The following is an 11,923-nucleotide window of genomic DNA, read 5'->3' as shown; positions in this document are numbered from 1 at the left end:
CATTGTCATGGAGATCGCTGCGGACGGCAGTGCGGTGGTTGCTGCCCGCACAGTTAAAAGCGACGACGAAGCAGACAAGTCCCGGAACCAGAACCGTGTCAAAGCGGCCAAGATTGATTACCAGGAAGCTGCGCAGAAAATGCCCGCCGGGGTGCTGGGCGGCACTATCACGGAGCTGAATCCTGACACCGAACAGGACAAGACCGAACAGGACAAGACGGAACGGGGCAAGACGGAACTGGGCAAGACGGAACTGGGCAAGACGGAACTGGGCAAGACGGTTTGGGAAGGTGACATATTGGACGGCTCGGTCAAGCGCTCGGTGCAAATTGACGCCGCTGATGGCAACGTCATCAGTGACAACACCGGGAGTTGAGTGAGATTTATCTTGCGGCGAGCACGGCGCTGTAGAGCTCGCGTTTGCTCACGTGTTCTTCTTCCGCGACAGCAGCAACAGCTTCCTTCAGGCGGATCCCCTGCGCAATTAACCCGTTCACGGCCGCAACCTGGTCCTCCACCGTGGCGGGAACGGAGTCCGGAGCGCCACCTACCACTACCGCGATCTCACCGCGCACTTCGGTCGTTTCGGCCCACTGCAGCAATTCGCGCATGGGTCCACGAAGCACCTCCTCGTACGTTTTCGTCAGCTCGCGGGCGACCGCTGCCCGGCGGTCCGCCCCGAAAGCTTCCTGCAGTGCCCGGAGCATGGGCTCCAGCCGGTGCGGTGCTTCGAAGAACACCATGGTCCGCTGCTCCCCCTTCAGCGCGCTCAGGCGGGTGGCCCGTTCACCGCTCTTGCGCGGCAGGAAGCCCTCAAAACAAAACCTGTCCGTCGGCAGACCGGACAGTGCCAGCGCCGTCAGCACCGCTGACGGTCCCGGTGCCGCCGTCACCCGTATCCCCGCCGCAACGGCCGCCTCCACCAGCCGGAACCCCGGATCGGAGACGGCGGGCATTCCCGCATCCGTCACCATCAGCAGCGTCTTCCCGTCCCTGACCTGGGCCAGCAGATCCGGCGTCTTGGCGAGCTCGTTGTGTTCGTGATAACTGATAACACGTCCGGTAACGGTAACCCCCAGCCCCTGGACGAGGCGATGCAGTCTGCGGGTGTCCTCGGCCGCGATCAGATCAGCGGAACCGAGCCACTCGATCAGGCGCGAGGAGGCGTCACCGAAATTGCCGATCGGCGTTGCCGCCAGGACGATGTAGCCGACTCCTGCGGACGCTGCAGCTCCGGAGTGCGGTGTGGCCGGGCGATCGATATCCATGGTTCCAGCCTAGTGTCCCCCTCTGCCGTTCCCGGCCGGGGAGGACCGTTCGCCGAAGGTAACATTGGCATGGTGAGCTTGCATGTGACGGACCCGAAGGCGCGCCCGTTGCCGCCGCTGCCGCCGGTATCCGGTGCACGCGGGAGCTGGCTTATCGATCCGAAGAAGGCTTTCACCCTCGAGGCCTTGCGGGCCCGGCTGCTGGGGACACGCTGGCGCTGGCTCGATACACCGCTGTCCCTGCGGCTGTGGTTTTGGCTTGCGCCGGCCCTGATGGCCGTAATTGGCGGAATTCTGCGGTTTGTCCGGCTGGGCGAACCACATGCTCTTGTTTTCGACGAGACGTATTACATCAAAGACGCATACTCCCTGCTGCAGAGCGGCTACGAACGTAACTGGGCAGAGAAGGCCAACGAACACTTCATCACGGGTGATTTCAGCTCGCTTTTGGATACGCCGGAATATGTGGTCCATCCACCCGTCGGTAAATGGATGATCGCCTTCGGGATGTGGCTTTTCGGGCCCTCCAGCAGCTTCGGATGGCGTTTTTCGGCAGCCCTCGTGGGAACACTGTCCATCTTTGTGCTGGCGCTGATCGCTCAAAAGATGTTCCGCTCCACCATCATGGGCGCGGTAGCGGGACTCCTCTTCGCCGTTGACGGACACGCCATAGTCCAGTCGCGGACGTCCCTGCTGGACATCTTTGTGATGTTCTGGGCCCTGGTGGCATTCGGCGCACTGCTGATGGACCGCGACGACGGACGGAACAGGCTCGCTAAAAGACTGGCCGCGGCGGCGGCGCGGCGCGGCGGAATTCCCGCGCGCAAGGAGCTGATTTTCGGGCCGTGGCTTGGCATCAGGTGGTGGCGGCTGGCCGCGGGCGTCGCGCTGGGGTTATGCACTGGAACCAAGTGGTCGGGCATCTTCTTCCTGCTCGCTTACGGCCTGTTGAGCGTCTTCTGGGATCTCAGCGCCCGCCGGATTGCCGGCGTCCGCAACTGGTTTGCCGGCGGCATCCTCAAAGACGGCATCTTTGCGTTTGTGTCGATGGTTCCGGTGGCCTTTCTGACCTACCTGGCCAGCTGGACCGGCTGGTTTATGTCCGCAGACTCGTGGGACCGCCACTGGGCCAGCGCCAACCCCGGCGGCAGTTGGGCCTGGCTACCGGGACCGTTGCGTTCCCTCTGGCATTACCACTTAACGGCCTATACTTTCCACACCGGACTCGACTCCGACCACCCATACAAGGCGAACGCCTGGTCCTGGCTGGTGATGGGAAGGCCGACGTCCTTCTACACGGACTATCCCAAGCACGGCGAGAAGGGGTGTGTGGCGGACAGTTGTGCCGCCGTCGTCTCCTCGGTGGGAAACCCGGTGATTTGGTGGTCCGCCGCCCTCGCCGTAGTGTTCGTGTTCGTCTATTGGATAGCGCGTCGCGACTGGCGCGCCGGCGCAATTCTTGCCGGGCTGGCGGCCGGCTACCTGCCATGGCTGCTGTATCCTAACCGCACCATCTTCTTCTTTTACGCGATCGCGTATGAGCCGTACCTGATTCTGGCACTCGTCTTTGTGCTCGGCCTGATCTTGGGAACGGCTTCGGACCCCCGGTGGCGGCGGATGCAGGGCGCCCTGCTGGTGGGATTGTTCCTGGTCCTGGTAATCGCCGTCAGTACGTATTTCTACCCGATTTGGACTGCCGAACTTATCCCGTACGGGCAATGGCGGAACCGGATGTGGATGCCGAGCTGGATCTAAACCCCTGCACAGCGGTGGACAGCAGAAGCTCTCAGGCGTATACCGGATAGTACAGTCCGCTCTCAAGTGGGGTCCGATGAACCAGCGTCAGAAAAGACCGATTCGTCTCGTTGCACTGATCCTTACCGTTTTCCTGCTGCCTGTCGCGGCCTGCAGCGGTACGCCTGGAGCCCTCTCGCGGCTAAGCAGCGCTATGGACGATGCAGGCAGGCTTGTCTCACGCGCAGCGGATGCCTCGGAGCTTAGCGGCGCCTCAACTACGCTGGAGGACATCCTCAAAACTGCCCCCAAGGGGTCCGCCCTGAACGAAGGTGAGAGGGCCATCGTCGAGTCGGCGAGGCAACGGTCCGCTGCACTGACGGAAATTGCCGGTATGCTCGGCGTCGCTGATGAGGTCAAAGGCCTGATCAGCGCGGACTCCGTGACGCTGTTGAGAGGGGCTTTCCTGCGGCAGCCCAGCGAAGCCATGCAACGCACGATGGAAGCGGCCGGCAAGGCGATCGGCAAGGAATCGGCATGCGCCGCGTTTGCCAACGGGATGGATGCCTCGTCCCCATCCCGAACTGCGCAGTCACCCTCAGCGGCCGGCATTTACCTTGACCTCACACAAGCAGTATCGGACGCGGGTTACAACATCACGGAGGTACAGCGGGTAGTCGACCTACACGGACTCTCCAGCCGTATGCTCTCCGCTGCCGGGCAATATGTGGGCAAGGTCAAAAAGACGATGACGGCAGCTGCGTGGAACAATGGCGGCGCCTTTCAGGCTTATTTGCGCATCTGCGTGACGTAACAGTCGTCCGCTGTCACGGGCCGTCCGCCGCCCGCCGCCCGCCGCCCGCCGCCCGCCGCCCGCCGCCCGCCGCCCGCCGCCCATAGGAGCTTGACGCACGGGGCCGGATGAGACGGCACGAGGCCGGGCTAGCCGCCGGCCACCGCACGCCGGCCCTGCCTGCGGCTCTTGGCCCTGGCACTGACATTGCGGCGCTGTTTGGTGGGCCAGGTGAAAGCAAGCGTCAGCGTGGAGACCAGGAAGACGACGACGCCGATCAGGAGACCCGAATCGGTCCAGAACTGCTCCGGGAACAATCTGATCAACGAGTCGTCGAGGTAAAAGGTCCAGGTGCCGTTCTTGAAGAATATTCTGTGGAAGTCCGTGAAGAACGTCTCCCAGCCCATAAACGCCAGCACGGCCAGTCCGATCACCAGTACCAACGTGGCGATTGAACCCGCGAAGAGCCCCCGGCGCACTCCGCCCGTGCTGCGGCGCATGAGGTAGATAATCCCGATAATAATTACCACGGCGAGCACGGTCCCCACGGTGAATGCCATGCTGATCACGGATTTCACATCCGCCATATGGCTGACTTCGCCTGCATTGAAAAGTGCTCGTCCACCGGGCTTGACCAGGTCACCGAGGAACCGGGGACCGGAAAAATTGAGCAGGTAATCCACCACATAGGACCCGTACGTCATCCGATCGTCCGTGCTGAAACCAAACGAATCTGCAGGGAAGCCGGGTCGGTGATACTCCACCCATAGAAACAACGGCGTGGTGATCAGCCGGATCGCCAGCACCAGCAGCACGAAGGGATAACAGACTGCCAGCAGGACCTGCATGACACGCGGCAGCACGGGCTGGACCTTGGCGGCTTCTTCACGCTGGGCGGCACGGCGGTCCACGTCCTCCTGCGGCGGACGGACCTGGAGCATGCTGGTGGGAAGCGGCTCACGGAAGACCGAAGATGTGTCGTTCGGCGCTGCGGAGCCTGCGGCCTGCGGCGCGACATTTCCGGATGCGTGCCGGTCGGGAAGATTACCGGTGGCCCGCGCTGGCTCCGTTTCACCGGTACTGCCCGCCGGGGCGATTTTCACGGGCAGGTGGCCACCACCGTGTTTTGGCGCGAGAGCCGAAGCACCTGCGTGCGCCGGTATGCCGGTGGTGGCCGGCTCTTCCCGCGCCGGGTTAACGGCCTTGGCCGGCGCATCCGCCACGGGGTTGCCGGCCTTGGTCATTTTGCCGCCCGACGGCACCATCCAGGCGAAGGCGGGTTCGTCGTCGTCCGGAGCGTCAGCGGCAGGTGCCGTTGAGCGGCTGCCGCCGTCCAGCCCAGCGCGTGGCTGCATATCAATCTTCGCACCGTCCAATGCCGGCTCCGCAGCATCGTCGGCTGAAACTTTCTTCTTGTTCTCACTCACATTTTCAGCGTACCTGCCGGAGGTCCCGCGACGTGGCCGCCACCCCGAAGGCCCCTGCTTTAGGTCGTTGCCAACGTGTCGCCGGCGTCGATGGTGTCCAGGTCGCCGCGTTCCCCCGCCTGCCAGGCCGGACGACCCAGAATGAGCGTGTAGGCCCAGTAGGACGCCAACACCACCGAACCGATCCCGATTTTCACCCACACCGGCAAGGGCGATGGCGTGACAAATGCCTCCACCAGGCCGGAAACAAACAACACAATCAGTAGACCGATGGCAACCGTAATGAGGGACCGCCCCTCGTTGGCCAGCGAAACGAGCCGCGGCTGCGGACCCGGCGAGACCCAGGCCCAGAAGATCCGCAGTCCCGCCGCACAGGCCACGAAGACGGCGGTCAACTCCATCAGCCCATGCGGCAGGATGTAACTAAAGAAAACGTCCCCGCGCCCGTAGCCGAACATCACGCCGCCGGTGAGCCCAACGCCCATCGCGTTCTGATAGACCATGAACGGGACATATACGCCGGTGACACCCAGAGCGACGGCCTGGGCTGCGAGCCAGGAATTATTGGTCCAGACCTGCCCGGCGAAGGAAGCACCGGGATTCGCTGAGTAGTAATCCACAAAATCGTGGTCCACCAGCTGCCGCAGCCTTTCATCGCCGCCGAGAGCCCCGAGCACCAGAGGATTTCCTGCGGCCCACGTCCCGTACAGCACCGCGATGACCACGAACACGGCTCCCACCGCGAGACTCAGCCAACGGAGCCGATAAAAGGCGGACGGTAGTGCCAGCACGAAGAAATGTGCCGCATCCTGGGCAAAATTGGACCGGGCACCGGTGAAACGTGTCCTGGCCCTGGCGAGCAGGGTCGAAAGGGAGGCCGAGAGCGCGCTTTCGGGCGACACCGACCTAATCATCGACAAATGCGTGGATGCAGTGCGGTACAGCCGGAGCAGCTCGTCGGCTTGCTCGCCGGAAAGGCGGCGAAGCCGGGCCAGCTCATTGAGCCGATCCCATTGAGTCCGATGCACGGCGGCAAACACGTCCAAGTCCACGCTCTCACCCTACTGCCGGTCCACCTGCCGCGCACCGCATTCTAGAATCTATTGGACAAGCTATTCGACACGGGCGCGAATAGGCCCGCCGACGGGAAAGGAGAGCTGCCATCAGCTCAATCATTACCGGCGAGGCCGTGATCCTGGAATTGCGTCCGGCGTCTTTTGCGGCTCGGTCCCTGGGCGCGATGATCGACGCGGTGGTCCTGGTGCTGCTGCTGATCGGGTCCGCTCTGTTGCTCTGGGCGGGACTGGCGGATCTTGATTCCGCTGCGGCCAGTGCTCTGCTGTTGGCCGGGGCGGTGTTCGTGCTGGTAATTCTGCCGATCGGCGTCGAGACGCTGACCCGCGGAAAATCGCTGGGCAAGTTGATCATGGGGCTACGCATAGTGCGCGACGACGGCGGATCCATCCGATTCCGGCAGGCACTGATCCGCGGGCTGCTGGGTGTCTTTGAGCTGTACATGATGCTCGGCTCCGTCGCGTTCCTGGTCTCCCTGTTCAACGAGCGGTCAAAGCGGCTCGGAGATATGCTCGCCGGGACATATGCCATGCGCGAAAGGATGCCTGCCGCGCCTGCGTTCAAACCTCGCCCCCCGGCTCATTTGCAGTCCTGGGCACGATTGGCCGACATTGGCCCGTTGCCTGCCTCATTGGCGCGCAGAATCTCCGCCTTCATAAATCAGTATGCGAAGATGACGCCCGCATCCCGCCGGCAGCTTGCCGCCGATCTCGCCACCGAGGCCGCCGCGTTTGTCTCCCCACCTCCCCCACCGGGCACCACTGCCGATGCTTATCTGGTGGCCCTGACATCCGAGCGGTACGAACGCGAGCTGCGCCGTATGATGACCGGGCTCAAATACTCCGAAGAACTCGCCCGGCGGCTCCACACACTGCCCTTTGAGCAGAACGACTGAACGTTCGGCTGGCGGTCGGCTGGGATTTCGGCTGACAGCACTGAATGCTGGTGGCAGCTGCTGCCGGCTTCAGCGGATGGGCGCGATTCCTAGCGGGACGCGTACTGCGCCCATGGGATGTTCCAGTCGCCGAAGCCGTCCGTCGGAGCAGCCGGTTCGCTGACGCTGTTGATGACCTGCACCAAGTCTCCGATGCCCATGTTATTGAACACCCAGGAGGCTCCCGCTTCGTTCAGGCCGATACAGCCATGCGAGAGGTTCAGCTTGCCGATATACGGTACCGCCGAATCCGTAGCCTGGTGGATAAATTCCCCGCTATTGGTCAGCCGGGTAGCGTAGTTGACGTCCAATTCTCCATAGTTGGCAGGGTCCCCTGGTTTGAGTCCGATCGAAGCGGCGACGAAGTGCGCGTACCGCTGCTTGTCCATCAGCGGCATGAATCCGGAAGCGGACGGGAAGCGCTCGTCGCCCATCGTGGCCAGGAAGTGCTGGGCGGGCTGGTCGTTGATGTACACGTCGGCGACGAAATTGGCCGAGTCTGCGACCATCACTTTCTTGTCACCGATAGGGATGGTGATGGTCTTATTAAAGTTGCCGATCTGGCCCTTGCCCAGATCCACGCCGAACAGCTGCATGTCCATGGTGATCGTGCTGTTCGCGGCCCAGAAGGTTTCCGGACGGTATCTGACCATCGTGTCGCTGTACCAGTGGAACGCACCGACCTGGCCGGCCGTCGTCGTAATCTTGAGTGCCTTTTCCACCGCTTCTTTGTTAGTCACCGGCTCGCTGAAGGTGATCTGGAGTGGTTGCCCGACACCGACCTTCTGGCCGCTGCGCGGATAGACGGAAGCATCGGCTTCGTGGGAGGCAGGGACGGTGGTGAAAGTCTGCGTTTTGTGCGTTATCCGCCCCACACCGTCGACCACGGTGAAGTCATAGTTGTAGGAGGTGGCGAATGTCAGTGCCCCGGCCGCGGTCCACGTTGATCTGTCGGCGCTGATCACACCGTCAACGGCAGCTTTGGATACGGAATCGCTCAGCGCGACGGATTTGATGCTGCCATGGTCTACTTTGATGACTGCCGGTGCCGCCGGATTGACCTGTGCCGCACCATCGGTGGGGGTAACGCCGAGCTCCATCGCCTGCACCACTGGAGCGGCCAGTCCCTGGGTGGTTCTGGCCGGACTCTGGGCCTCGGACTCGATCGGGGCGCCGGCCCAGGTGGGGGCCGTCGCAGCACCAACACCGCCGCCCACGACGCCGAGGCAGACGAGGGAAATCAGCCCGATCTTCCAACCCTTACGACTCTTACGCATCTGCAGATCCTGCATTTTTCTCCCCCAACAGGCAAAGTTCCGACACGCATTTTTCGTCAACTGGCTTCCTCAGCCGGGCACCCGCGCACAGCACAGCAGCCACACCGGATCAACAATCATTTTACGCCATCTTCGCACCCGCCGGGCCGGGGAACGTCGCCCCCTGCGCGGCCCAAGTAGTCCAGCTGGGCCGCCACGGAAAGTTCCGCCGCGGCGCGCACGGACCCGGGAACATCGGAATATACGTCGGCAGCAACCTCCCGCGCGGAAGCCTCCGGTCCCAGTCTGAGCAGCGCTGACCGAAGTTGCGCCAGCCGCAAGTGCCGATGCGCCAAGTACTCCCGTGCCACCGCGTCCAGCCCGGCCCGGACCGGCCCATGTGCCGGCAACACCAACGCCGGGCCGAGCTGCTGGAGCGTTTCCAGCGACCGAAGATAGGAACCGAGTCTTCCGTCCGGGTAGCAGATGACGGTGCTCCCCCGACCTAAGATGGTGTCCCCCGTCAGCACCGAGCCGTGTTCGCCGTCGTCCGGCAATGCGAAGCAGAGCGAATCCGCTGTGTGTCCGGGGGTGGCGATCACCTCAATCCACACGCCCGCGGCGAAAATGCGCTCCCCCGGGGTAAGCGGCGCGGCAGCAATGCAATACGCGGGGTCCAGCGCCCGGATAGGGGCGCCGGTCATTTCGTGGAATCTCACGCGGCCTGCCGTGTGGTCCCGATGATGATGGGTGATCAGCACCAGCTCGACGGCGCCGCAATCGGCGAGTGCGCGCAGGTGCGGTTCATCCGCAGGACCCGGATCGACAACCACCACGCCGCCGGCCGAATCAGAGCCGCGCGAAGCAAAGTCAGGGGCCGGGCTGGAAATGACGTAGCTGTTGGTACCCTCCAGCGTCATGGGTCCGGGGTTGGGGCCGAGCCTGAACCGCGTCAGCATGCTGCTGTGGGTCCAGGGGTCACTGTTCGTAAGCATGCCCTTCCTTCCCCAGCCGGTTCATTGAGCTCCACATTAAAACGACTGTGCCGGCTCAGTAGCGGTAGTGCTCTGACTTGTAGGGGCCCGCAACATCGAGTCCCAGATATTCGGCCTGCTCCTGGCTAAGTTCGGTCAGTTCCACGTCCAACGCAGCCAAATGCAGCCGGGCAACCTTTTCATCGAGAATCTTCGGCAGTACGTAGACCTCATTGCGGTAGGGCGGATTCCCGTCGGCATCCGTTTGCCCGTGCTTGCTGAAAATTTCAATTTGCGCAATTGTCTGGTTGGCGAACGAATTGCTCATCACAAAGGAAGGATGGCCGGTGGCATTCCCAAGGTTCAGCAGGCGTCCCTCGGAGAGCACAATAATGGATCGCGGCTCGTCCCTTTCGCCGGACGCACCGTGACCGGATGCACCACCACCGGACTCGCCGTCGTCGAACACCCATTCATGCACCTGCGGCTTAATTTCCACTTTCCTGATGCCCGGAATACGCGCCAGTCCCGCCATGTCAATCTCGTTGTCGAAATGACCAATGTTGCCGACGATCGCTTTGTTCCGCATTTCCGACATGTGCGCTGCCGTGATCACGCCCTTATTGCCGGTGGTAGTGATGAAGATATGTCCCTCGCTGAGGACCGATTCAAGCTTCGCCACCTGGTAGCCGTCCATGGCCGCCTGCAGCGCGCAGATCGGATCGATTTCGGTTACGATCACCCGCGAGCCCTGCCCCCGCAGTGCTTCCGCAGCACCCTTGCCGACGTCACCGTAACCGCAGACGACGGCGACCTTGCCGCCCATCAGTACGTCAGTTGCGCGGTTGAGACCGTCCGGTAGCGAATGCCGGATACCGTATTTGTTGTCGAATTTGCTCTTGGTGACCGAGTCATTGACATTGATGGCAGGAAAAAGCAGCTTCCCCTGCTCGGCAAGCTGGTAAAGCCGCATCACGCCCGTAGTGGTTTCCTCGGTGACACCTCGGATACCACGCGCAACCCGGGTCCACTTTTGGCCGTCCAGTGCAAGGGTCTCCCGCAGCACGTCAAGGAATACCCGATGCTCCTGCGGATCGGCGTCGGTTCCTGCCGGAACCTCTCCTGCGGCTTCGAATTCCACGCCCTTGTGCAGCAGCATGGTGGCGTCTCCGCCGTCGTCAAGGATCATGTTCGGACCGAGCTGCGGGTCCGCGTCCGCACCGGGCCAGCTCAGGATCTGTTGTGCTGTCCACCAGTAGTCAGCAAGTGTCTCGCCCTTCCAGGCAAAAACCGGGACGCCCCGCGGATCGTCGACTGTTCCAGACCCGACGACGACGGCGGCGGCCGCCTCATCCTGCGTCGAGAAGATATTGCAGGAGGCCCAGCGGACCTGCGCGCCGAGGGTTACCAGCGTCTCAATGAGCACGGCTGTCTGCACCGTCATGTGCAGCGACCCGGCGATCCGGGCGCCGCGCAGCGGCTGGCTGGCGCCAAATTCGGCCCGCAGCGACATAAGTCCGGGCATCTCATGTTCGGCCAGCCGGATCTGGTGGCGACCCGCCTCCGCAAGGGTAATGTCGGCGACTTTAAAGTCGGCAGTATCAACCGTTTGGTGCTCAGAAGACAGTTCGGAAGAAAGCTCGGAAGTCATCTGCATAATTCCTTAATATTCAGGTGGAGGGATGATCGCTTAACGAGGTGGTCCCGGGCCGGCTGTCCATGGGTAATTGGCCCGGTGTCTGCCCGCCATGTTGGTCGGAACCGGCGGCAACGGCGGCGGCAACCTGTTCCGGGCGCAGTAACAGCACTATCTGGTCCTCGATCCGGTAGCGCAACGGCTGACCATCAGGGCCGGGGGCGGTGCTGATCAGTTCCCCGCCATCTGGCACCAGCGATGACCGGGTCACGGGGCATCGCAGCAAAACCAGGAGTTCGTCTCTGACATGCGGCACCGGTGCACTCCCTTATAAAAGCAGTTTAACAAGTACAGGCCAATGTATATCGGAGGTCTGCGGCGGACGTTTCATCCGTTCACAACTCTAGTCCGATGCGTTCAGTCCCGCAGAATGCGCAAATGACTGCGCCGGCCCGGGGCGGCCGTGGCGGCGCCGGCAGGAGGCTCCAGTGCCGACTTCAAGCCCCGCTGTCCCAGTGCTGCGGGTTCGGCTGCAGGAGTCCCCGCCGCCTCGCGAACGGCGTCGACCAGTGCCAGCAGATCATCAGGCCCGGGCCCGGTCGGGGTCGAGGGCATTGCGAGCCGCAGCACTTCCCAGCCGCGCGGCACGCTGAGCCTTCCTGCATGCAGGGTACACAAGTCGTAACAATGCGGTTCGGCAAAAGTAGCAAGCGGTCCCAGGACGGCGGTGGAATCTGCATAGACGTACGTCAAAGTTGCCGCTGCCGCTTCCCGGCAGCCGGATCTTGAGCACATGCGCATGGTTCCCACGGTTTCCAAGATTACCC

12 protein-coding genes are annotated in these 11,923 nt (G+C 62.7%); 4 read left to right on the top strand and 8 right to left on the bottom strand.

Annotated elements, in window-relative coordinates:
• The first annotated feature begins 7 nt into the window (after positions 1 to 7).
• The gene (locus tag IV500_RS02510) at positions 8 to 376 is read left to right on the top strand and encodes a hypothetical protein (RefSeq protein WP_196395255.1); all 369 of its coding nucleotides are present in this window, start codon (positions 8 to 10) and stop codon (positions 374 to 376) included.
• A 7-nt stretch (positions 377 to 383) separates the two neighbouring features.
• On the opposite strand, the gene rsmI is transcribed toward IV500_RS02510, so the two are convergent.
• Positions 384 to 1,268 carry a 16S rRNA (cytidine(1402)-2'-O)-methyltransferase gene (rsmI, locus tag IV500_RS02505; protein ID WP_196395254.1) on the bottom strand — a complete coding sequence of 295 codons (885 nt, stop codon included), beginning with the start codon at positions 1,266 to 1,268 and terminating at the stop codon, positions 384 to 386.
• Positions 1,269 to 1,337: 69 nt separating this feature from the next.
• On the opposite strand from rsmI, the gene IV500_RS02500 reads away from it, so the two are divergent.
• On the top strand, positions 1,338 to 3,023 hold the full coding sequence (locus IV500_RS02500; RefSeq protein ID WP_196395253.1) for a dolichyl-phosphate-mannose--protein mannosyltransferase: 1,686 nt from the start codon (positions 1,338 to 1,340) through the stop codon (positions 3,021 to 3,023).
• 76 nt (positions 3,024 to 3,099) lie between these two features.
• The gene (locus IV500_RS02495; protein ID WP_196395252.1) at positions 3,100 to 3,816 is read left to right on the top strand and encodes a hypothetical protein; all 717 of its coding nucleotides are present in this window, start codon (positions 3,100 to 3,102) and stop codon (positions 3,814 to 3,816) included.
• A gap of 128 nt (positions 3,817 to 3,944) precedes the next feature.
• Here IV500_RS02495 and IV500_RS02490 read toward each other — a convergent pair whose 3' ends face one another.
• Entirely contained in the window at positions 3,945 to 5,222 is a 1,278-nt protein-coding gene (locus IV500_RS02490) for a TIGR01906 family membrane protein (RefSeq protein WP_312875797.1), read from the bottom strand.
• 59 nt (positions 5,223 to 5,281) lie between these two features.
• Positions 5,282 to 6,274: a stage II sporulation protein M gene (locus IV500_RS02485; protein ID WP_196395251.1), complete on the bottom strand. Its 993-nt coding sequence runs from the start codon at positions 6,272 to 6,274 to the stop codon at positions 5,282 to 5,284.
• 110 nt (positions 6,275 to 6,384) lie between these two features.
• On the opposite strand from IV500_RS02485, the gene IV500_RS02480 reads away from it, so the two are divergent.
• Positions 6,385 to 7,191, top strand: coding sequence for an RDD family protein (locus IV500_RS02480; protein WP_196395386.1), 807 nt, complete (start codon positions 6,385 to 6,387; stop codon positions 7,189 to 7,191).
• Positions 7,192 to 7,280: 89 nt separating this feature from the next.
• Here IV500_RS02480 and IV500_RS02475 read toward each other — a convergent pair whose 3' ends face one another.
• From IV500_RS02475 to IV500_RS02455, 5 genes are all read right to left on the bottom strand, one after another.
• Positions 7,281 to 8,507, bottom strand: a complete 1,227-nt coding sequence (locus IV500_RS02475; RefSeq protein WP_230854386.1) for a L,D-transpeptidase — start codon at positions 8,505 to 8,507, stop codon at positions 7,281 to 7,283.
• A gap of 116 nt (positions 8,508 to 8,623) precedes the next feature.
• Complete coding sequence (locus tag IV500_RS02470) at positions 8,624 to 9,481, bottom strand: MBL fold metallo-hydrolase (protein ID WP_196395249.1); 858 nt, start codon at positions 9,479 to 9,481, stop codon at positions 8,624 to 8,626.
• A 55-nt stretch (positions 9,482 to 9,536) separates the two neighbouring features.
• Positions 9,537 to 11,111 (bottom strand): adenosylhomocysteinase, encoded by a 1,575-nt coding sequence (locus IV500_RS02465; protein WP_196395248.1) that lies wholly within the window; start codon positions 11,109 to 11,111, stop codon positions 9,537 to 9,539.
• Positions 11,112 to 11,130: 19 nt separating this feature from the next.
• On the bottom strand, positions 11,131 to 11,412 hold the full coding sequence (locus IV500_RS02460) for a hypothetical protein (RefSeq protein WP_312875795.1): 282 nt from the start codon (positions 11,410 to 11,412) through the stop codon (positions 11,131 to 11,133).
• A gap of 101 nt (positions 11,413 to 11,513) precedes the next feature.
• Positions 11,514 to 11,906, bottom strand: a complete 393-nt coding sequence (locus tag IV500_RS02455) for a DUF3499 domain-containing protein (RefSeq protein WP_196395385.1) — start codon at positions 11,904 to 11,906, stop codon at positions 11,514 to 11,516.
• Between the last annotated feature and the right edge of the window lie 17 nt (positions 11,907 to 11,923).

The organism is Arthrobacter terrae (assembly GCF_015708085.1).
Taxonomy (GTDB): domain Bacteria; phylum Actinomycetota; class Actinomycetes; order Actinomycetales; family Micrococcaceae; genus Arthrobacter_M; species Arthrobacter_M terrae.
The sequence above is the reverse complement of the archived record's forward strand: the minus strand, read 5'-3'. Positions and strand labels throughout refer to the sequence as shown.